20 protein-coding genes and 1 tRNA gene are annotated in these 19,518 nt (G+C 63.0%); 10 read left to right on the top strand and 11 right to left on the bottom strand.

What is annotated here, in order from left to right:
- The first annotated feature begins 25 nt into the window (after positions 1–25).
- Positions 26–700: a hypothetical protein gene (locus tag B3M53_RS13150; RefSeq protein WP_286800530.1), complete on the top strand. Its 675-nt coding sequence runs from the start codon at positions 26–28 to the stop codon at positions 698–700.
- A 68-nt stretch (positions 701–768) separates the two neighbouring features.
- Here B3M53_RS13150 and groL read toward each other — a convergent pair whose 3' ends face one another.
- Both groL and groES read right to left on the bottom strand, forming a co-directional pair.
- A complete protein-coding gene (gene groL / locus B3M53_RS13145) occupies positions 769–2,409 on the bottom strand; it encodes a chaperonin GroEL (RefSeq protein WP_022700133.1) in 1,641 nt (546 codons plus the stop codon).
- A 54-nt stretch (positions 2,410–2,463) separates the two neighbouring features.
- Entirely contained in the window at positions 2,464–2,751 is a 288-nt protein-coding gene (gene groES, locus B3M53_RS13140) for a co-chaperone GroES (protein ID WP_022700132.1), read from the bottom strand.
- A gap of 292 nt (positions 2,752–3,043) precedes the next feature.
- Between groES and B3M53_RS13135 the strand changes: the two genes are divergently transcribed.
- The 3 genes from B3M53_RS13135 to B3M53_RS13125 all read left to right on the top strand — a co-directional run bounded on the left by B3M53_RS13135 (position 3,044) and on the right by B3M53_RS13125 (position 6,059).
- On the top strand, positions 3,044–3,697 hold the full coding sequence (locus B3M53_RS13135) for an OmpA family protein (protein ID WP_022700131.1): 654 nt from the start codon (positions 3,044–3,046) through the stop codon (positions 3,695–3,697).
- Between the two features lie 197 nt (positions 3,698–3,894).
- Positions 3,895–5,157, top strand: coding sequence for an EAL domain-containing protein (locus B3M53_RS13130; protein WP_160092398.1), 1,263 nt, complete (start codon positions 3,895–3,897; stop codon positions 5,155–5,157).
- Positions 5,158–5,210: 53 nt separating this feature from the next.
- Positions 5,211–6,059, top strand: a complete 849-nt coding sequence (locus B3M53_RS13125; RefSeq protein WP_273145537.1) for a TIGR01459 family HAD-type hydrolase — start codon at positions 5,211–5,213, stop codon at positions 6,057–6,059.
- On the opposite strand, the gene B3M53_RS13120 is transcribed toward B3M53_RS13125, so the two are convergent.
- Complete coding sequence (locus tag B3M53_RS13120) at positions 6,060–6,782, bottom strand: SIMPL domain-containing protein (protein ID WP_286800529.1); 723 nt, start codon at positions 6,780–6,782, stop codon at positions 6,060–6,062.
- A gap of 179 nt (positions 6,783–6,961) precedes the next feature.
- Here B3M53_RS13120 and B3M53_RS13115 point away from each other — a divergent pair.
- Positions 6,962–7,038: transfer RNA gene (locus tag B3M53_RS13115), tRNA-Ile, on the top strand.
- A gap of 119 nt (positions 7,039–7,157) precedes the next feature.
- On the opposite strand, the gene B3M53_RS13110 is transcribed toward B3M53_RS13115, so the two are convergent.
- Positions 7,158–7,652, bottom strand: coding sequence for a MarR family winged helix-turn-helix transcriptional regulator (locus B3M53_RS13110; protein ID WP_286800528.1), 495 nt, complete (start codon positions 7,650–7,652; stop codon positions 7,158–7,160).
- Between the two features lie 100 nt (positions 7,653–7,752).
- On the opposite strand from B3M53_RS13110, the gene B3M53_RS13105 reads away from it, so the two are divergent.
- On the top strand, positions 7,753–8,601 hold the full coding sequence (locus tag B3M53_RS13105) for a CPBP family intramembrane glutamic endopeptidase (protein WP_286800527.1): 849 nt from the start codon (positions 7,753–7,755) through the stop codon (positions 8,599–8,601).
- Positions 8,602–8,684: 83 nt separating this feature from the next.
- Here the strand turns inward: B3M53_RS13105 and B3M53_RS13100 are convergent, their stop codons facing one another.
- The 4 genes from B3M53_RS13100 to B3M53_RS13085 form a co-directional block, all read right to left on the bottom strand.
- Positions 8,685–9,392, bottom strand: coding sequence for an SDR family NAD(P)-dependent oxidoreductase (locus B3M53_RS13100; RefSeq protein ID WP_022700114.1), 708 nt, complete (start codon positions 9,390–9,392; stop codon positions 8,685–8,687).
- 141 nt (positions 9,393–9,533) lie between these two features.
- Positions 9,534–10,466: a glutamate cyclase domain-containing protein gene (locus B3M53_RS13095; protein ID WP_286800526.1), complete on the bottom strand. Its 933-nt coding sequence runs from the start codon at positions 10,464–10,466 to the stop codon at positions 9,534–9,536.
- 8 nt (positions 10,467–10,474) lie between these two features.
- Positions 10,475–10,966 carry a hypothetical protein gene (locus B3M53_RS13090; protein ID WP_022700112.1) on the bottom strand — a complete coding sequence of 164 codons (492 nt, stop codon included), beginning with the start codon at positions 10,964–10,966 and terminating at the stop codon, positions 10,475–10,477.
- Positions 10,967–10,975: 9 nt separating this feature from the next.
- Positions 10,976–11,434 (bottom strand): YHS domain-containing (seleno)protein, encoded by a 459-nt coding sequence (locus B3M53_RS13085; RefSeq protein ID WP_160092393.1) that lies wholly within the window; start codon positions 11,432–11,434, stop codon positions 10,976–10,978.
- 199 nt (positions 11,435–11,633) lie between these two features.
- Between B3M53_RS13085 and B3M53_RS13080 the strand changes: the two genes are divergently transcribed.
- Positions 11,634–12,134, top strand: coding sequence for a GAF domain-containing protein (locus tag B3M53_RS13080; protein ID WP_160092392.1), 501 nt, complete (start codon positions 11,634–11,636; stop codon positions 12,132–12,134).
- Here the strand turns inward: B3M53_RS13080 and B3M53_RS13075 are convergent.
- On the bottom strand, positions 12,131–12,577 hold the full coding sequence (locus B3M53_RS13075) for a hypothetical protein (RefSeq protein ID WP_160092391.1): 447 nt from the start codon (positions 12,575–12,577) through the stop codon (positions 12,131–12,133). The genes B3M53_RS13080 and B3M53_RS13075 overlap by 4 nt on opposite strands.
- Before the next feature lie 36 nt (positions 12,578–12,613).
- Positions 12,614–13,852 carry a hypothetical protein gene (locus B3M53_RS13070; RefSeq protein ID WP_286800523.1) on the bottom strand — a complete coding sequence of 413 codons (1,239 nt, stop codon included), beginning with the start codon at positions 13,850–13,852 and terminating at the stop codon, positions 12,614–12,616.
- Between the two features lie 174 nt (positions 13,853–14,026).
- Here B3M53_RS13070 and B3M53_RS13065 point away from each other — a divergent pair, with 174 nt between their 5' ends.
- Positions 14,027–14,620, top strand: coding sequence for a DsbA family protein (locus B3M53_RS13065; protein ID WP_286800522.1), 594 nt, complete (start codon positions 14,027–14,029; stop codon positions 14,618–14,620).
- 668 nt (positions 14,621–15,288) lie between these two features.
- Here B3M53_RS13065 and B3M53_RS13060 read toward each other — a convergent pair.
- Positions 15,289–17,544 (bottom strand): S9 family peptidase, encoded by a 2,256-nt coding sequence (locus B3M53_RS13060; RefSeq protein ID WP_273019254.1) that lies wholly within the window; start codon positions 17,542–17,544, stop codon positions 15,289–15,291.
- Positions 17,545–17,691: 147 nt separating this feature from the next.
- Between B3M53_RS13060 and B3M53_RS13055 the strand changes: the two genes are divergently transcribed.
- The gene (locus B3M53_RS13055; RefSeq protein ID WP_160092387.1) at positions 17,692–18,051 is read left to right on the top strand and encodes a hypothetical protein; all 360 of its coding nucleotides are present in this window, start codon (positions 17,692–17,694) and stop codon (positions 18,049–18,051) included.
- Positions 18,052–18,145: 94 nt separating this feature from the next.
- The coding region (gene ettA, locus B3M53_RS13050) for an energy-dependent translational throttle protein EttA (RefSeq protein WP_286800520.1) at positions 18,146–19,518 on the top strand (1,373 nt) is incomplete at its 3' end.

Raw genomic sequence — 19,518 nt, 5'->3', positions numbered from 1 at the left:
TCGAAGTCTCTTTGTCGGAGCCGCCATGAAACGCGACCGGATCGAAAATCTCAAACACAACGCCAAGCTTGATGTGCGTCTGCCCGATCAGCTCAAGGACGAGTTCCTCGCCCGCTGTCGGGAGGAGGGCGTGTCCAGCGGCGCTGTGATCCGGTCGTTGATGATTGATTATGTGACAGCCCGGCCCCGGCGATGGTCGGTCATGGCGGCGGGCGTGTGGGAGACGATTATGAAACGTGCGAAATGGATAGCGGGCGGGGTGGGCGGAAGCGCGCTGGCTGGCCTGGCGGCGATGAGCTTTGTCTTTGCGCCGATAGCTAACGCTGAGGATTACGCCGTAAACTTTGATGTCCAGCTGGTCGAACACGAAGGCTATCAGACAAGACGCAATCGAATGGAAACGACGGTTCGACTGGATTCGGGTGAGCTGCATCGCATGAACTTTCCGAACCCGGGCGGTGAGCCGTCGGCGGCGTTTGCAATCGAGTTGCGCCTTGACCCTTGCTCGGGATCAAGCCTCGAATGTCCGGAAGGCGGGGTGGATATTCAGATGACGATCATTCGCATGCATGACGAGATTGTTTTGTCCTCGCCCCGGTTTTTCGTCCTGGCAGGGCAGCCTGCCAGCCTCACCATCGATGGGGAGGAGGGGCCAGAGATCAACGTGGCTATTCGCGCCGAGGCGCTAAGCGCTGACTAAGCTAGCGAATCAAAAAGGGCGGCTCGATTGAGCCGCCCTTTCCGTTCGTAGCCTTGGTATGGCTGAGCTTAGAAGCCCATGCCGCCCATGCCGCCCATGTCAGGCGCCGCCGGAGCTGCGCCTTCTTTTTTGGGCTTTTCAGCGATGGCGGCTTCGGTGGTGATCAGCAGGGACGCCACAGAGGCTGCGTCCTGCAGCGCGATGCGGGACACTTTCACCGGATCGATGACGCCGGATTTCACCAGGTCTTCGTACTCGCCGGTCTGGGCGTTGTAGCCGAAGTTCACATCGTTGTTTTCCAGCACTTTGCCGACAACGATGGAGCCTTCGACGCCTGCGTTTTCAACGATCTGGCGGATCGGAGACTGCAGGGCGCGCGCCACGATGGCGATGCCCTGGTTCTGGTCTTCGTTATCGCCGGTCACGCCTTCAAGCGCCTTGGTGGCTTTCAGCAGCGCGATGCCGCCGCCCGGCACGATGCCTTCTTCCACCGCAGCGCGGGTGGCGTTCAGGGCGTCGTCCACGCGGTCCTTGCGCTCTTTCACTTCGATTTCCGAAGCGCCGCCGACCTTGATCACTGCAACGCCGCCAGCGAGTTTCGCCAGACGCTCTTGCAGCTTCTCTTTGTCGTAATCAGACGAGCTGTCCTCGACCTGACGGCGGATCTGGTTCACGCGGCCTTCGATGGCCTCTTTCTCACCGGCGCCGTCCACGATGGTGGTGTCGTCTTTGGTGATGGTGACCTTCTTGGCGGTGCCCAGCATGTCGAGGGTGACGTTCTCGAGCTTGATGCCCAGGTCTTCGGAGACGACCTGACCACCGGTGAGAACGGCGATGTCCTCGAGCATGGCTTTACGGCGATCGCCGAAGCCCGGCGCCTTGACGGCTGCGATTTTCAGGCCGCCGCGCAGCTTGTTGACCACCAGGGTCGCCAGCGCTTCGCCTTCAACGTCTTCTGCAATGATCAGCAGCGGACGGTTGGACTGAACCACGGCTTCCAGAACCGGCAGCATGGCCTGCAGGGAAGACAGTTTCTTCTCGAACAGCAGGATGTACGGGTCTTCGAGATCCGCGATCATTTTCTCGGAGTCGGTGATGAAGTACGGCGACAGGTAGCCGCGGTCGAACTGCATGCCTTCCACGACGTCGAGTTCGGTCGCCAGAGACTTGGCTTCCTCGACGGTGATCACGCCCTCATTGCCGACTTTCTCCATGGCGTTGGCGATCATGTCGCCAATTTCTTTTTCGCCGTTTGCGGAGATGGTGCCGACCTGAGCGACTTCAGAGGAGCCCTTGATCGGGGTCGAGGAGGATTTCAGGTGCTCGATGACCAGCGAAACGGCTTTGTCGATGCCGCGCTTGAGGTCCATCGGGTTCATGCCGGCGGCGACCGACTTCATGCCTTCACGCACGATCGATTGCGCCAGAACGGTGGCGGTGGTGGTGCCGTCGCCCGCTTCGTCATTGGTGCGCGAAGCGACTTCGCGAACCATCTGGGCGCCCATGTTCTCGAACTTGTCTTCCAGTTCGATTTCCTTCGCCACGGACACGCCGTCCTTGGTGGTGCGCGGAGCGCCGAAGGATTTTTCGATCACCACATTGCGGCCTTTCGGGCCCAGGGTGACTTTCACGGCGTCGGCGAGGGTATCCACGCCTTTGAGCATTTTTTCGCGGGCGGAAGCGCCGAACTTAACGTCTTTGGCAGCCATTGTTCGTCCCTATCAATCTTGAGTGTGTGGTTCGGAAAAGCGGTGAGGCGGCGATTAGCCGACCACGCCCAGAATGTCGGACTCTTTCATGATCAGCAGATCCTGACCTTCCAGAGTGATCTCGGTGCCGGACCATTTGCCGAACAGCACGCGGTCGCCGACCTTGACGTCCATGGCGATCAGCGCGCCCTTGTCGTCACGGGCGCCGGGGCCCACAGCCACGACTTCAGCTTCTTGCGGCTTTTCCTTGGCGGTGTCGGGGATGATGATGCCGCCAGCGGTCTTGGATTCTTCCTCGACGCGTTTGACGACGACGCGGTCCTGCAGAGGACGAAATTTCATTGCCGGTACTCCGTTTTTGAGCGTCAGCTCACTGAAGATCTGGTTTAGCTCTCGCCGCCTCGAGGGCGTTAGCACTCTCAGAGGGCGGCTGCTAACAGAGGCGGAGGTAAGAGGCGCGCGTGACCCCGTCAAGTGCGCCGAGCGACATTTTTCGCCGTGGATTTCAGCGCTGTCTCCGGCCGGTTCAGCCTGCATTCATGCGCGCGTCGCGCACATAGGCTAGGATGGGGCTATCTAGACGGGGAACTTCTAGGTTAGTTCTACGTTTTAGGGGACGTTTACGGGAGAGAGTATGATGTTTCGTTCTTTGATCGCAGCCGTTATGGCGCTGGGCCTCGCGGCCGCCTGCACCACCACTGACCAGTATGGCAATGTCACGCAGAACCGGACGGGCACCGGCATTCTGGCCGGCGCGGCTGCTGGCGCGCTGCTGGGTACGCTGGCGGGCGGTGATGACCGCCGCAATGCGCTGATCGGCGCGGGCGTCGGCGCCCTCGCAGGCGGCGGCATCGGCAATTACATGGATCGCCAGGAAAACGCCTTCCGCGAGCGTCTGCGCGGTTCGGGCGTGACCGTGCGCCGTGTGGGCAACGACCTGTACCTGGTGATGCCGGGCGATGTGACCTTCGCCACCAACTCCGCCCAGATCAGCGGTCGTTTCGGCCCTGTGCTCAATGATGTGGCGGACGTGCTGATGACCTATCCGGCGACCTATGTGGACGTGATCGGTCATGCCGACAGCGTCGGCGACGCCGGCTACAATCAGGCGCTGTCCGAGCGCCGCGCCAGCTCTGTGGCGTCGGAACTGATCGCACGCGGCGTCATGCGCGACCGTCTTTATGTGGCCGGCATGGGCGAAAGCCAGCCGATCGCATCCAACGATACTGACTCTGGCCGCGCTGCGAACCGCCGCGTGGAAATCAAGATCGCCCCGCACACCTCGTAACCGGCGAGGCGGGACACCGCGATTAACGACAAGGCGCGTCCGCATGTGCGGGCGCGCCTTTGTTTTTTCCGTTTGTCCACGCCTCACAGCGTTAACGTTCTGACAAGTCCGGTTAACGCACTTTATGATCGCCGAAATGAGTGTGATTCGTTGGACTTGGTTCGTTTGGGGCCAAACAGCGACATTCAGGAGCGAGAATGCCGCGCGCAAGCGACATATTGGTGATCCTAACCTATGCGATGGTCGCCATCGTCGCGGCTCTGGCGTTTGACCGTTTTGGTCTGATGTCCGCTGAGCTCGCCTGGATGATGGGCGCTCTGGTGTTCCTGATCGGCGGTCAGGTGCACGCCTCAGTCGCGCGCGCTGAAGAACGCAAGCTCTTTGAAGACGAGATCCATCTGCTCAAAGCCGCCAACATGTCCATGCTGGATGAGTTGAGCAGCGCTCAAGACCGGATCGAGGCGCTGGCGGAGACCGCGGTCGCCACAAAACCCAGGACAGCGGAAGCCAGCGCGCCGGGCACACAGGAGACGGCGCTGGAACTGAGCCAGCCGATCCAGGCCGCGGGCGATCCGCAGAACGCCGATGAACGTCTGGTCGCTGAAATCCTGGCGCGACTGGAAGGCGGCGGCCGCGCCGCGCCTGTCGCCGCCCAGACGCCGGACGCCGTGGATCTGGTGCGCCGCGCGCTCGATGACAATCGTGTTGATCTGTACCTTCAGCCCGTAGTCGGCCTGCCGCAGCGCCGCACCTACTTCTATGAAGGCTATACGCGTATCCGCGATGAAAACGGACAGGTTCTGGGGCCGGGCGAGTTCCTCGCCGCCGCAGAGGAAGCCGGCCTGATCACCGATGTGGACAATCTGTTGCTGCTGCGCTGCGTGCAGATCGTGCGCCGTCTGACCAAGTCTGATCGCCGGGTCGGCGTGTTCTGCAATGTCTCCATCCGTTCGCTGGCAGATGAAGACTTCTTCCCGGCCTTCCTCGATTTCCTGCGCCGCAATTCCGATCTCGCCGGCGCGTTGATCTTTGAATTGCCGCGCGCCCAGTTTGAGAATCGCTCCGCCACCGCCGCGCGCAACATGGCGCGGCTGGCCGATTTCGGGTTCCGCTTCTCGATCGACCAGGTGTCGGACCTCAATATCGACCTTGCAGAACTGCAGCGCGCGGGCGTGCGCTTCATCAAGGTGGCGGGCGACCGTCTGATCGCCGCCGCCCATGGCGCAGAGCCCATTGCGGGCCGCGAGCCGGGCGCCTTGCGACCTGAAGACGTGGCAGGCCTGTTCGCACGCTATGGCGTCGATCTGGTGGCCGAGAAGATCGAGTCCGAAGGCACGGTGGTCGAAGTGCTCGATCTCGACGTCGCCTACGCCCAGGGCCATCTGTTCGGCGCCCCGCGTCCTGTGCGCGATGAAGTGCTCAACGAAGCGGATAACAAGCTGCGTCGCGCCGCGGGTTAGGCTGAGCGCCTTCGCACATTGACGCCGTGGCATGGCTGGCCTAGCTCAGCGCCATGACTGATTTTCCCCGCCTGTCCGACCTCGCCCGAGACTATGACGCGATCCTGTGTGACGTCTGGGGCGTCATCCGGGACGGCTCGGACCTTTTGCCCGAAGCGCTCGACGCCTTGCGCCGCTATCGCGCCCAGGGCGGAACGGTTGTGCTGGTGTCAAACTCCCCGCGTCGCGCCTCTTCGCTTGAAAACTTTCTCAAGCAGATGGGATCCGGCGAGGATGTCTGGGACGGCGCGGTCAGTTCCGGCGAGGCGACCCATGCCTTGCTGGAAACCCGCGCGCCGGGGCCCGCCTTCAAGCTGGGGCCGAACTGGGATGACGCGCTGTATGAAGGGACGGGGCTGGAGTTCGCCAAGCTCGAAGACGCCGCCTTCATCTCCTGCACGGGCCTGTTTGACTGGGAAAACGAGACCCCGGACGACTACACGGACCTTCTGACCGAAGCCAAGCTGCGCCGCCTCGATCTGATCTGCGCCAATCCCGATATCGTCGTTCAGTTCGGCGACGGCCTGCGCTATTGCGCGGGCGCGCTGGCGCAAAAATACCAGGAGATGGGCGGCACGGCCGTCATGGCCGGAAAGCCCCATCCGCCGATTTATGATCTGGCCTATCGCGAGATCGAACGCCTGCGCGGCGAGCGTCTGGACAAGGCGCGGGTGCTGGCCGTGGGCGACGGCCCGCACACCGATATTCAGGGCGCGCAGTCTGAAGGCGTGGATGCGCTGTTCATCGCCGACGGCATTCTGGGGCAGGCCTTTGATCAAGGCTTTGACGCGAACAAAGCGGCCGCCCTCCTCGCGGAGGACGGCCTTGTTGCGCGCTATTGTGCGCCCAAGCTGGTCTGGTGATCAGCCTTCGATTTCCCAGGCGCCGTTGACGGTGATCGAGACGACCAGTTCGCCGCCGGAAACCGGGGTAGCTGAATCTTCCATCGCCATGGCGCGAGAGAACATCACAGGCTGGGGCGCATAGCCGCCGCTTTCAGAGAAGTTCAGCAGGCGCTCGACGGTGAACCCGCCGGCCTCGGCATAGAGGTCACGGGTCTCGTAAAGCTCGGCCACGGCGCGTCGACGCGCTTCGGTCTCGGCGGCGTCCGCTTCAGAGCTGGAAAACGTCACGCCGTTGAGTGAATTTGCGCCCGCTTCGAACAAGGCGTCGATGGCCGGGCCGACGCTATCCATGCCGCGCACCAAAGCGGTGACGGTGTTGCGCGCGCTGTAGCCGGTGATCTCACGCGTGCCGCCATCGCGGCTGGACGGCTGGGAATAGACCGGGCTGACATTGAGCTGGCTGGTCTGAATGTCGCGCGCTTCGACGCCGGCCTCTTCGAGCGCGGTGAACACGCGCTGCATGCGTTGGCTGTTGGCGCGCAGGGCTTCGGCCGCCGTGCGCGCTTCGGTGACGACGCCGGCGGAGACCTGCGCCTGGTCCGGGGTGATGCGCACTTCGCCGGTGGCGGACAGGCTCAGCTGTGCGGTCTGTTCTTGCGCGGGCGCGGTTTGGGCGACCGCCGCAGCGGGCAGGGCGGTGGTGGTCATCAAGGCGGCGGCGAGAAAAACGGTGCGGATCATAAGAGCTCTCCCAGTCTATTGTGCGTCCAGTATACGGTCTTTGAAGCCGGTCTCATGTCGGAAACGCGACTCTTTGATGGCCGTTCCCTGAACGCCTGTTCAGCTGCGTCTCGCCGCCATCGCCACTTTGCCAAATTCGCAGCCCGCGTTATCAAGCTTGGACGCTGTTTCATCTCAGCGGGCCTGTAGCTCAATTGGTTAGAGCCGGCGGCTCATAACCGCTTGGTTGGGGGTTCGAGTCCCTCCGGGCCCACCATTTCCTCGAACTCGCGGCAGACCGCTGGGCGGACGCCTCGGATAGGGCGGCGCGCAGTGGCGCGAGCGAACCCTGCGGGTTTGACATTGGTTGCTTCAGCTCCACCGATGCTCCGGCGGTCATTCGGTGCTCTGTGTCCCTATCCGTTCGATCAAGGGCCGGTCCTTCAAGGATGTAACGGCTTTGGCCGCCATGTCTGCGAGATTGCAGCCCAGCTCGTCATACAGAGCGTCCATGGCGGCGCGGATGTTTTCAAGCATGGCGATCATCAGGGTGTATTGCTCACGTCCCGTTTCGGTCAGCGTGAGCACTTTCCGGCGGCTATCGGTGGCGTGGGGCGCCTTGGTGACAAGGCCCAGCTCCATCAGCAGGCTGATGCGTTGGGTGGCGAGCTGATGCGGCTGGTCCAGAGAGCCTGCGATATCCGCCGCTGTGACATTATCCAGCTCACCGATCATCAGCAAGGTGGAGATGGCGCGCGGCGGGATGACAATGCCAGCGGACTTCAGCAGCGCCTCGCCCTGGTCCGCAATCGTCTCAACCAGCCGTAACAGCTTGTTCGACAGGAAGGCTCCACTTAGCGGGTGGGTGTCCATGATGTTGCTGTCGTGCATGCTTGACCTTTTATGCAACCAGTTGTACAAATAATTGTGTAATTATAGGTTTGAGGGGTTACAGGGTCAATCCGGAACTGGATCGGCCAGGAGGATGATCATGAACCCGTCCGTCGCAGACAGAAAATCCACTCTCACGACATTGATCGTGTTTCTTGTAATTCTGGGATTCGCCAGCGCACTCGCACACTTTGCGCTGGTCTATCTTGTTCCGACCTCGCTTTATGTCGGCGCGCTGATGATGACGCCGGCGCTGGCGGCCTTTGCGACGTTGAAGCTACGCGGCGGAAAGATATCGGCGCTGCCCTGGAGCTGGGGCGGATTTGGGGCCAACTGGGCCGGCTATCTGATCCCGGTTCTCTACATTTCGGTTTCTTACGCTCTGGTGTGGTTCTTCGGCTTTGGCGGGGTCGGCGATCCCGAAACCCTGGCCGAATGGCGCGGTGCGCTGGGGTTGTCTGATGCGCCCCTATGGGCCGTGACCACCTTGATGATTGTCCTGATGGCGAGTGTTCAATTTGTGAAATCGCTGGGCACGATTGCGGGCGAGGAAATCGGCTGGCGCGGATTTCTGGTCTGGGAATTACGCAAACTCATGTCGTTTGAGGCGACCTGCCTGGTCAGCGGTCTGCTGTGGGCTGCCTGGCACTACCCGATCATCATCGTCTATGGCGGCGGCGACACGCTGGTCCAGCTGGCGTGTTTCACGGTGATGATCACCGCCATGTCGGTGATCATGACATTCTACACCTTCCGGTCGAACTCCTTGTGGCCGGCGGTGATGTTCCACGGCGCCCACAACATCTACATCCAGAAAATCTTCACGCCGCTGACGCTGGAAACCGAACAGACAGCCTTCTGGACCGACGAGTACGGGGTGATGGTCCCGCTTGTGGTCACCGTTCTGGCGCTCATCTACTGGCGGCGCGCGAAAGCGGAAGGGCTGTGAGCGCCGCCGAAACTCATGCCGATCCAATCCGGGCTCCTCGTCCGGCCCGCGCCTGAGGCGCGGCCGGATGAGGTTCTGATGGATCAGGCGAGGGCGGCGCGGCCGCCATCGACGTTCAGAATGGATCCAGTGATCCAGCTTGACTCGTCTGACAACAAGAAGCGCGCAAGGGCGGCGGGGTCCTCGGGTTGACCCAGGCGCTGCAGGGCGTGGCTTTTGGCGATGCCGTCGCGCATGGCGTCGCTTTTCAGGACCGAGGCCGCCAGCGGCGTTTCCGTCAGGCTCATCGCGATGGCGTTGACGCGCACTTTCGGCGCGTATTCGGCGGCGAGCTGACGAGTGAGCGCATCCACTGCGCCCTTGGCCGCGGCGATGGCGGTATGGTTCTGAAACCCTTTTTGCGCCGCCACCGAAGAGAACAGCACCATGGAGCCGTGTTCCGAGATGCGCGACCGGCTGGACCGCGCCGCATTGAGCGCGCCGATGACATTGACCTCGTAGGCATGGCGCATGTCTTCGGCGGTGACCCGCCGCAGCGGTTTGAGGTCAATCGTGCCGACGGCGTAGGCCATGCCGGATAATTCGTCCGGACCCTGCTCCAGCGCCTGCTCCACCGCGTCGCTGTCTGTGGCGTCGGCGACGGCATAGCTCGCGCCAATGTCTTCTGCGAGGCGGGACAGCGCGTCTTCGTTGCGGCCGATCAGATGAACCTGTTGACCGTTTGACGTCAGGCTTCGCGCCAGAGCGGAGCCGACACCGCCCGCTCCGCCAAATACTGCGTAGCTACCCATGTGTGTCTCCTTGATTTGCGCCATTCAAACTGGTGTGGCGAGACGGGCGCACCCGTCTCTCCGCCCTTAAACTGTTTCAAAGTGGACGCAGAAAAAGGGGGCGCGCGCCATGAGGCCCGGATTGCGCTCAGAGGACGTCGGTCAAGGGTGCGGGGTGCGTGCTGCCGCCAGCGCCAGCAGCGCATCGCGTTTGGCGAGATGCGTGCTCAGCTCCATGCCGTCAATGGTCGGCGTGGCCAGCCCGGTCACGCCGTCCACCGCGCCAGCCCGGAGGGCGGCGGCGAGCCGGTGGTGCTCGCGCACATCGCTGACGGCGTCGCGCCAGACGGGCGCCTGATCGGGGGCAAGCTCGATCATGGCCGCGGCGAGGGCGTAGCTGGTCCAATGGCTGACGCCCGCAATGATCAGGGCGTCGGCGCCCGTGGCGCTGGCGATGAGCTGGCCCTGGTCGATATGGCTGAAAAGCGCGGATTTGGGCAGGGCGCCCATGCCGATCTCATTGCCGCCATCGCCGGCGGCCAAGCGCACAAAGCCCGACCGCGGGTGAAAGGCGGCGTCAAAGGCCAGGGTGTGTTCTGTGAGATCGCGGCCGCGCATGGAATAACAGCGTCCGTCCATGGCCCGGCCCGGCCGCTCGATTGAAAACACGGTCTTCACATCGCGGTTGGTCAGTTCGGCGAGCAAATCGTCGGAGTGTTCCAGCGCCAGTAGTATGGCTCCGGGCAGACCCGCCTCGCGCACCAGCTGATCAAGCACCGGCGCGCAGGGGGCGTCAGTCACCACCACCACATCACGGCCCAGCGCGTGCAGGGCTTCGGCGATGGCCATCACCGCCAGCGGTCCGTCGGTTTCCGCGGCCGGTCGCTCGGCATGGGCCACGTAAAAGCCTGTGAACAGGGCGATCGCGCCGTCCGATTGCGTCAGATGCCCGGCCGCCCGCGCCAGCCCGCCTGCCGCATGGGGCGCCAGCGCATCCGCGCCCCGGCTCGCCCCGAGGGCCAGCTCTGTCTCAAGCGCTGCGAACAGGGCGTCTGCCGCGTGCGTCTCAAGCGTCGGGGCGGGGGCGGTCGGCATGGCTCGGGCTATCCTTTCAGCGTTCGCAAGGCCTCTCCGCCACGCAGCATCACCACCATCAGCCCGGCGACCCAGGTGATGCAAGCGGCGATGAACAGGGCCTGGCTCCATTCGGTCGGTTGACCGTCCGTCCAGGCGGTCGGGGTTTCAATGCCCAAGGGCGTGAACAGGTGAAACATGATCGCCCCGCTCATCACGCCCATCGCCAGCAGTCCGCCCAGGCTCTGGCTCAGGGCGGCGTGTCCGGGTTTGCGCGTGGTCAGCATCACCAAAAAGGGAATACCCAGCACCAACAGGGCGGCGCTCAGCTCCGCAAGGCCGATGATCCATGGACCGGCGGGGTAGAACAGGTCGATGCCGGACCAGTCGCGCAGGGTTTCAAAGATATGTCGGGGCGTTTCATGCCCGGCGAACTTGAAGCGCAGGGAGTCGAGAAAGATCGCCGAGATCCAGATCCCCAGCCCGTAGGCGGCCAGTTTGCGAAGGTTGATCCCCAGCATGATCCTCTCCTATTCGCTCAAAAGGGCGGGGAAGTTGGCGTCCGCCCGCGCGATGTGGCCGGGGATGTCCTGGGTCCAGCGCTCTTTGATCTCGCGATTATAGTTCAGATACAAAACGCCATCGACGATGTTCCAGTGATTGGGATCGCCCTTGGCGGTGTAGCCCTCTGACACCGCCCAGGCGCAATAGCCGCCATAGGCGGGGGCGTAGCGTTCAGGGTCCGCCACGAACAGATCCAGATTGGCCTGGCTTGAGAAACGCCAGTCCGCGCCATTCCAGGTGGTCGTATAGGCGCGCTCGCCGCGCACGGCTTCGCCTTCAGTGTGGTAGGCGACGGCGTCATACCCGCCCACAGCCGTATTGCTGAACCGGCCCGTATAGACCGCGTCCTCCGCCAGGGCCGCGCTTGTCGGCAGGGCGGCGCCGGTGACCGCCAGCACGCCGGCCAGAAGGATTGCGTTGCGCATGGTCTTGCTCCTGTTTCATCGACATTAGTGTCGCTCAGGCAAGCCTTAGACGAAGTCCTCCCATCCTGCTCTACACAGGCTTGCACGAGGGCGTGATCGGGGTGTGATCACGATTGTTTGCAGACCCGGCGCTGGCGCCGGACGCCATGCGCGATTAGATGTGCCGACAATGAAATGTGTGACAGCGCAGGAGCCGGGCATGGCTGAGGAAATGAGCACCGCCGTAGAGGGCGAGACCAAGGCGGAGGCGTATGTGCGTCTGGGCAAGGAAATCGCCGCCATCGTTGCGGGCGAGACCAGTCACACGGCCCGGTACGCCACGGCGGCCTGCCTGCTGGCGCATAATTTCGGTCCGCGGTTTTTCTGGACCGGGTTTTACGTGGTCGATCCGCTGAAGCCAGACCAGCTGGTCGTGGGCCCGTATCAGGGCACGCTGGGCTGTCTGCGTATTCCGTTCGGTCGCGGCGTCTGCGGCGCGGCGGCGGCGGCCGGCGAGACCCAGCTTGTCCCCGATGTGGAGGCTTTCCCCAACCATATCGCCTGCGACAGCCGGTCCAAATCAGAGATCGTCGTGCCGGTGTATGACGCCAGCGGCCAGCTGGCGGCGGTCCTGGATGTGGACTCCGCAGAGCTCGACGCCTTTGACGCAGATGATCAGGCTGGCCTTGAAGCGATCTGCCAGACGCTGCTGACCGCCTAGAACAATCCCAGGAATTTGCGGCGGCGGGCTTCGCCGTGCTCCGCGTGTATCTGAGGCGTGACACCGGCTGTGTCCGGGCGGTCCGTCGCTTGCAGGCTGGCGCTCGAAGCCGCGGGTCTGGAGACTTCGTTCAGGCGCGGCGGCGCCGGGGCGCAAACCTCGGCGTCGCAGAGGGCGGCGTCCATGCCAGAGGCGCTGCTGGCGCTATGGGCGTAGCTCATGGACCCGCCAGAGGCTTCCCCCAGCCCCAGACGGCTCCGCACGGAGTCGCGAAAATCCGTCGCGCGCTCGCTGAGCGTCTCGGCGCGAGCCTGGTGTTCCTCAAGGCGTGAGAGGTCCGCCGGACGTGGCGCACGCACCGCAGAGGCCACATCATCCATGCGGGCGCGGGCCAACGCTTCACGAGCGCGTTCGATGTTCAAACGGGTGGGGTCTGCACTCATCATCGCCTCCTGAGGGATTTGCGAGGGTGAAGAAGTTTACGACTTCTTAGCATACCACTCAAACCCCCCGGTGCGCGAGATCATCGCGACGTCGACTTCGCCGCCGACTCCGGTCTGGGTCTGGTGCAGATCGCTTTTAAGAATATTGAGTTCCACCAATGCCTTGGCGGTCTCCCCCATTTGTTTTTTGCCTGAGGCGGCCACCACGGCGATGAACGGGTCGATAAATTCTTCCTGCGAGATCGTGCGCGCCGTGTGGATGAATTCTGCGGACAGGGACAGCAATTCAGAATCACGCAGCTCGCTCATCACGGCGTCTACGGCGTCGTCGTCGAGCCCCGCCTTTCGCAGCGCAACCTCGCTGGCGGCTTCATTGGTCACCATGTTCATCGACGCCATGACGTCAAAGAGATAGGGGTGAATCCCGCGCAGGAAGGCGTGGGTCATCTCGGCTTGAGCGAAGGTGCGCAAGAAAGCGTTCGGTCCGTTCTCGACGCCGACCTGGGTCGTCTCGTCATGCGCGCGCTTCATGACGCCGTCCACCAGGATCGAGGCGTAGTAATGGCTGTAGACCGGGAAGACGTCGCTTTCCCCAAAGCCTGCAAACACCAGCCCGGCATAGGGCTCCAGGAAGGCGGGCTTGGTGATGATCAGATAGGCGAAATCAAACAGCTTGTTGCGGATGGCTTCCTGCATGCCGAACGGGCCGAGCGCATCCGAGATCAGGCTGTCGAGCATGGCGGCGTAGCGCTCGTAAAAGCGGTCCCGGTCAAGCTCGGCGAACACGTCGAGATTGGCCCGCTCCGCCCCGCCGTCATCTTGCAGCAGGTGCGCGCGATACAGATCCAGCGCGCCTTCGAAGGCGGCGGCGTCGTCGCCATACTCGCCCGGCGCATGATGGCGAAGGGTGCGCGCATGGTTGAGCACGGTCAGCATGGCCGCCCGCATCAGGCCTTCCAGCTCCTCCGTTTCTTCCTTTTCGGGGAAGAGCTGACGATTGCGGTCGATGAAGGCGAAGAACGCATCGGCGCAGGCCTGCACGCTGTCAAAGTCGCGATCGCCCTGGGCGCGCTTGAAGGCGTGCGCGATATGCGACCAGGACCGGCCCAGCACATCGCCGCGGGAATACACCATCAGCGCCATGTTCGGCCCGAGCTGCAGGATTTTCTCCGCTTCCAGCGTAACGACCGAGCCTGGCCCGCCGCCATAGGTGACGGCGCTGTCCGCCGCCAGCACGACAGCCTGCCGGTTCATGATCATGACTTCTGACGTCATCGCCGTTTTCCCCTCGCTACAGCCCCCTCAGGCTGGGCGCTCTGAGCGTCACTTGGCGTCATGCGTTTGTGAATGGCGCACATGCGCTCAGGCGTTAACAGAACGTTAGCGCTCCGCGGTGTGGCTGTTAAGCTCGAAGCCAGAGATTTCTCCTGAACCCCCGGATATTGCGACATGAACGACACGACCGACACCGAGACCAAGACCGGGCTGCGCTGCTATTTCGCCTTCCGCAGCCCGTATTCACGCCTGGGCCTGCACAAGCTGGCGCGCGCCGGGTTTGACGGCCATCTGATCCTGTTCACCGGCCCGCCCGAGGATGCTGAATTCGCTGATCCGACGCGCAACAAGTACAAGCTCGCCTATTACCAGCAGGACGTGTTTCGCATGACCGTGCGGATGGGCCTGCCGCTTGCCTTGCCTGATCCGTTCGACCCGGATTATCGCCTCGCCAATCTCAGTTTTCTCGCTGCGCAACAAGCGGGCAAAGGGCTCGACTACGCGCTCGCCGTGTCCGATGCGCGCTGGGGGGCGGGCAAGAACATTTCCGACGCGTCGGTCCTCGCCGAAGCCGCGAAGAGCGCGGACTGGAACGGCTTTGACGCGGACGCCATCAACGCGGACGCCAGCCTGGCGCAAGTGATCAAGGACCAGCGCGCGCAGATCCAGGCGGACGGCGTGTTCGGCGTGCCCTTCCTGATCGAGGGCCCCAATAAATACTGGGGTCAGGACCGGTTTGACCTCTGGCTGGAAGAGCGGGCGGAATAGGGGTAAGCGCGAACTTATCCGCCCCCTCCCAAAGCTGAGCCATACTCTCATCCGTTCCTCCCATGACGGGCGGCCGGCGCGTTCACGCTGGGAGGGACGGGATGTCCCGAGCATAAAGGCTGTAACGCTGCCTTTATGCGAAAAGGCGGGGTGTCACCGAGCGGTCCAGGGCAGCGGCGTCTGATGAGACGGTGACTGCACCGGCGGCGCGACAGCGCAGAAGTCTCCGCGCGGTGATCCCGATAAAACATCTCCAGCGCGGGAGCCGGGTTTGGCTTCCAAGACTTATCGTTCACCTCTAACGGCCCGCTCCCGCGCGACCCGTCATTTGGCTTTCCCCCTGCGTTTGCGCGCGGGGCTGTCTGTGCGTCTCCTTTCTCCTCTTTCCCGGCGAAGGCCGGGATCCAGTGATCATCAAGCACCGTGTATCCGGCTCTGGGGCCCGGTCGGAGTTTACCCTCAACTTGATTGGGGGCCGGGGAAGAGGAACCGAGAACTATCTGTCATCCCGGCCTTGAGCCGGGATCTGCTGACAGCGTCCTTGTGATCAGAACAGAGCGGTTCCGCCAGATCCCGGATCGCTGCGCGTCCGGGATGACAAACTGGAAGCGCAAACAAAAACCCCGGAGGCTCGCTCCGGGGTTTTCGCAGTTCGTATGATCTCAGATCTAGTCTTCGTCGTCTTCGCTCAATTCGCGACCGAAGAAATCGTAGATCGTGGTCCACAGATGGCGTTGCAAAGCGGGCGGGCGCACGCCGTGGCGCTGGCCGGGATAGGTCATCATCTCGAACAGCTCGCCGCGTTGCTGCAGCTCGGCGTAGAGCCGGGTGGAATGATCGAACGTCACATTGTCGTCCGCCATGCCGTGGATCAGCAGCGTCGGGGTTTCGTACCCGTCGAGATGGGCGAAGGCGGAGCCCTGGAAATACCCGTCTTCATTGGCTTGCGGGGTGTCCATATAGCGCTCGGTGTAATGGGTGTCGTAAAGCGCCCAGTCGGTCACCGGCGCGCCGGACACTGCGGCGTCAAACCGGCCTGGCGCCTGCAGCGTGGTCATCAACGTCATGTAGCCGCCATAGGACCAGCCCCACAGGCCGATCCGGTCGCTATCCACGAACTCAAGGCTTTCCAGATAATCGAGCCCGGTCAGCTGGTCGCGCACTTCCACGCCGCCCATCCGGTCATGGAGCGCCGCTTCAAACGCGTGGCCCCGGTTCCAGCTGCCGCGATTGTCGAGCTTGAACAGGATATAGCCCTGATCGGCGAACAATTGATCGCCCGCGCCGACCCAGCCCTTGGCCACGGTCTGCACATGCGGACCGCCATAGACCTGCACGATGGCCGGGCAGGGGGCAGCCGCGGTGCAATGCTCGGGCTTCAGCATGGACCAGTACAGCTCGGTCTCTCCGTCATCAGCGAGCACCGTGCCGAACTCGGGAACCAGATGGCTCTCAAGGAAGGGCGCATAAGGGTGGTCTTCATCAATGGCGTTTTCCTCGATCCAGGCCACGCGCTCGCCGGATATGTCATAAAGCGCGGTCTGGGGCAGGGTGTCAGGATCGGAATAGCTGCCGATAAAGCCCGTGCCGCCTTGTCCCAGGCTGACGTTCCAGCGGCCTTCGCCTTCGGTGATCTGGACCGGCTCGCCGCCGTCAAACGGCACGGCGTACAGATGACGCTCCAGCGGGCTCGTCATCCAGCCTTCAAAATAGACCGTCTCACCGTCTTCTGACAGGCCGGCGAAGTACTCGACCACCCAGTCGCCCGAGGTCAGCGCGCGGGTCTCACCCTCTGCGCTCACATGATAGATATGGCGGAAGCCCGTGCGCTCGGACGTCCACAGGAAGCCGCCATCGTCGAGCGCGGTGAAGTCATTGGTGAGATTGATCCAGGCGCCAGACTGTTCGGTGAGAACCGTCTCGGTCTCGCCCGTCATCGGGTCGGCGGCCAGAATGTCGAGCACGGTCTGGGCGCGGTTCTGGCGCTGGGCGTAAAGCGTGCCGCTATCTTCGCTCCAGTTCACCCGCGCCAGATAGATGTCGGTCTCTGAGCCCAGATCGACCTGTGTGCGCTGGCCGGTGGCCACATCGATTACATGCAGCTCGATCAGCACATTGTCCGTGCCGGCGCGCGGATAGCGCTGATCGGTGACGGTGACGCCCTCGGCCGTAATGCCAAAGCGAGGGACGATCTCGACCGGCGTCTCGTCAATGCGGGCGGCCGCCACATAACGCCCGTCCGGGCTCCACCAGTATCCGCTATAGCGCTGCATCTCTTCCTGGGCGACGAACTCGGCGACGCCCCAGCTGATCGCGCCGGCGCCTTCAGTGGTCAGGGCGCGCTCCTCGCCGGTCTCAAGGTTATGCACCCAGAGATTCTGGTCGCGGATGAAGCTGACATACTGGCCGTCCGGGCTGACGCGGGCGTCGGTTTCAAACGCCTCGGTCTGCATCAGGCGCTCGGCCTCGCCGGTATTCACATCCACATAGAACACATCGCCGTCGAGCGGCACCAGGATGGCTTCGCCCGTCTCGTCCCAGTCATAGCTGACCACGCCGGATGTGGAGATGCGCGCGCGCTCGCGATACTGGATCTCGGCTTCGGACAGCTCGCGCTCATCAGGCGCCAGCACGTTTGAATCCACCAGCATGTAGGCCTGACCATCACTGAGGTTCATCGCCCACAGATCGGTCACCGTGCGGTCGTCATCCTTGGGACGCAGAAAGGTCACCCGCTCGCCGTCGGGGGAAAAGCGCAAGCCCCGCGGCGTGGCGCCCGACAGGCTGACCGAGCCATAAACGTCCGCAATGCTCAGCGCCGCCGGGTCGACCGGGGCTGAGGGCGGTGTTTGAGTGGTGTCTGTCGACGGCGCGCAGGCGGCCAGGGCCAGAAGGCCGGCGCAGGCGAACAAGGCGTGGCGCATGAGAGCTCCCCTTCTCAAGTCAATTTGGGCGCGACGCTAATGGCTGAGGGCGCCGGGGTAAACGCCGCGGCGGCGTCGTAACTGATCATAAGCATTCTTTTGAGAGGCTTGCAGGCATCGCAGTTTCAGACTTCAAGGGAGAGGTTAATGCCGGGTCTGACCCTGATCGCTGTGGCGGCCAGCCTTCTGGCGACCGCGCAAGGCCAGCGCTTCCCCGTCATCGACGTGCCCAATGATCCGGCGGCGCGCTATGACGTCCTGATGCTGGTGCCCACCCGCGGCGGCAAGCTGGAGATCGTCACTCGCCGTGTCGGACGCCGGGGTGAGACCTTCGTGCAGCGCGAGATCGACTGCCGCACCGGCATGGTGCGCTATCTGGGCCAGGGTCACACCGTGGACGAGATGAACGCGGATCACCGCAATTACATGCTCGATCCGATCGATCCCAACTCCATCTCCGGCCATATCGCCGAGTACGCCTGCGAGAATGTGGAACGGCCGGATTAGGGGCTAGTCGACACGCTGCATTGCGTCATCCCCCCCAAACCCGCTATAGCGTGCGGCTAGAACAAAGCCCCCAGCTAATGGAGCGCGCACGCCTATGGCCGCGTATCAATACGTCTATCACATGGACAATCTGGCGAAGACCTATCCCGGCGGGAAACAGGTCTTCTCCGGCATCTCGCTGCACTTCCTGCCGGACGCCAAGATCGGCGTCGTGGGCGTCAACGGCGCAGGTAAATCCTCGCTGTTGCGCATCATGGCCGGCCAGGACACCGACTTCACCGGGGAAGCCTGGGCGGAGAAGGGCGTGCGCGTGGGGTATCTGCCCCAGGAGCCCAAGCTCGACGAGACCAAGACCGTTTGGGAAAACGTCATCGAAGGGTCTGAGGACAAGCAGATCTATGACGCCTACAACGCCATCGCCATGCAGCTCGCCGAGGATTATTCCGACGAGCTGATGGAGAAGATGACCGAGCTGCAAGAGCAGGTCGATGCGCGCGACGCCTGGGACGTGGATTCCAAGATCGAGATGGCCATGGACGCGCTGCGCTGCCCGGCGCCGGATGCGGACGTGAGTAATCTGTCGGGCGGTGAACGCCGCCGGGTGGCGATCTGTCAGCTGCTCTTGTCCAAGCCGCACGTGCTGCTGCTTGACGAACCGACCAACCATTTGGACGCGGAAAGCGTGGCCTGGCTCCAGAACCATCTGGAGAACTATAACGGCGCCGTGCTGATCGTGACCCACGACCGTTACTTCCTGGACGCGATCACCACCTGGACGCTCGAGCTCGATCGTGGTCAGGGCGTTCCGTATCAGGGCGGCTATTCAGACTGGCTGGAGCAAAAGGCCAAGCGCCTGGCGCAAGAATCCCGCGAAGAGAGCGCCAAGCAGCGCGCCCTGCTGCGCGAGCTCGACTGGATCCGCGCCGCGCCGAAAGCGCGTCAGGCCAAATCCAAGGCGCGTATCAAATCCTATGAAGAGAAGCGGGACGCAGCCGAGAAGGAAAAGATCTCGACCGCCGTCATCCGCATTCCGCCGGGCCCGCGCCTGGGCGGCAATGTAGTGGATTTCGACCATGTGTCGAAAGGCTTTGATGATCGCCTGCTGATCAATGATCTCGACTTCAAACTGCCGCCGGGCGGCGTTGTCGGCGTGATCGGTCCGAACGGCGCGGGTAAGACCACCCTGTTCAAGATGATCGTCGGCGAAGAGAAACCCGATAGCGGCTCCGTCACCCTCGGCGAGACCGTGAAGCTTGGGTATGTGAACCAGTCGCGCGACGCGCTCGATCCCAACAAGAACGTCTGGGAAGAGATTTCGGGCGGCAATGACATGATCATGCTGGGCGACCATGAAGTGGCGAGCCGGGCCTATGTGGGCGCGTTCAACTTCAAGGGCGGCGACCAGCAGAAGAAAGTCGGCATTCTGTCGGGCGGTGAGCGCAACCGCGTCCACCTCGCCAAAATGCT

Origin of the sequence: Oceanicaulis sp. UBA2681, from assembly GCF_002354675.1 — a bacterium.
In the GTDB taxonomy this organism is placed as follows: domain Bacteria; phylum Pseudomonadota; class Alphaproteobacteria; order Caulobacterales; family Maricaulaceae; genus Oceanicaulis; species Oceanicaulis alexandrii.
This window is presented reverse-complemented; position numbering and strand designations above follow the sequence as displayed.

Excerpts from the sequence above, each read along its gene's own strand:
- B3M53_RS13085 (WP_160092393.1), bottom strand. The coding sequence starts at position 11,434 with ATGCGCAACGCAATCCTTCTGGCCGGCGTGCTGGCGGTCACCGGCGCC.
- B3M53_RS13080 (WP_160092392.1), top strand. The coding sequence starts at position 11,634 with ATGGCTGAGGAAATGAGCACCGCCGTAGAGGGCGAGACCAAGGCGGAG.
- B3M53_RS13075 (WP_160092391.1), bottom strand. The coding sequence starts at position 12,577 with ATGAGTGCAGACCCCACCCGTTTGAACATCGAACGCGCTCGTGAAGCG.
- B3M53_RS13100 (WP_022700114.1), bottom strand. The coding sequence starts at position 9,392 with ATGGGTAGCTACGCAGTATTTGGCGGAGCGGGCGGTGTCGGCTCCGCT.
- B3M53_RS13125 (WP_273145537.1), top strand. The coding sequence starts at position 5,211 with ATGACTGATTTTCCCCGCCTGTCCGACCTCGCCCGAGACTATGACGCG.
- B3M53_RS13090 (WP_022700112.1), bottom strand. The coding sequence starts at position 10,966 with ATGCTGGGGATCAACCTTCGCAAACTGGCCGCCTACGGGCTGGGGATC.
- B3M53_RS13055 (WP_160092387.1), top strand. The coding sequence starts at position 17,692 with ATGCCGGGTCTGACCCTGATCGCTGTGGCGGCCAGCCTTCTGGCGACC.
- B3M53_RS13120 (WP_286800529.1), bottom strand. The coding sequence starts at position 6,782 with ATGATCCGCACCGTTTTTCTCGCCGCCGCCTTGATGACCACCACCGCC.
- B3M53_RS13105 (WP_286800527.1), top strand. The coding sequence starts at position 7,753 with ATGAACCCGTCCGTCGCAGACAGAAAATCCACTCTCACGACATTGATC.
- B3M53_RS13095 (WP_286800526.1), bottom strand. The coding sequence starts at position 10,466 with ATGCCGACCGCCCCCGCCCCGACGCTTGAGACGCACGCGGCAGACGCC.
- B3M53_RS13060 (WP_273019254.1), bottom strand. The coding sequence starts at position 17,544 with ATGCGCCACGCCTTGTTCGCCTGCGCCGGCCTTCTGGCCCTGGCCGCC.
- B3M53_RS13065 (WP_286800522.1), top strand. The coding sequence starts at position 14,027 with ATGAACGACACGACCGACACCGAGACCAAGACCGGGCTGCGCTGCTAT.
- B3M53_RS13110 (WP_286800528.1), bottom strand. The coding sequence starts at position 7,652 with ATGCACGACAGCAACATCATGGACACCCACCCGCTAAGTGGAGCCTTC.
- groL (WP_022700133.1), bottom strand. The coding sequence starts at position 2,409 with ATGGCTGCCAAAGACGTTAAGTTCGGCGCTTCCGCCCGCGAAAAAATG.
- B3M53_RS13130 (WP_160092398.1), top strand. The coding sequence starts at position 3,895 with ATGCCGCGCGCAAGCGACATATTGGTGATCCTAACCTATGCGATGGTC.
- B3M53_RS13070 (WP_286800523.1), bottom strand. The coding sequence starts at position 13,852 with ATGACGTCAGAAGTCATGATCATGAACCGGCAGGCTGTCGTGCTGGCG.
- B3M53_RS13150 (WP_286800530.1), top strand. The coding sequence starts at position 26 with ATGAAACGCGACCGGATCGAAAATCTCAAACACAACGCCAAGCTTGAT.
- B3M53_RS13135 (WP_022700131.1), top strand. The coding sequence starts at position 3,044 with ATGATGTTTCGTTCTTTGATCGCAGCCGTTATGGCGCTGGGCCTCGCG.
- groES (WP_022700132.1), bottom strand. The coding sequence starts at position 2,751 with ATGAAATTTCGTCCTCTGCAGGACCGCGTCGTCGTCAAACGCGTCGAG.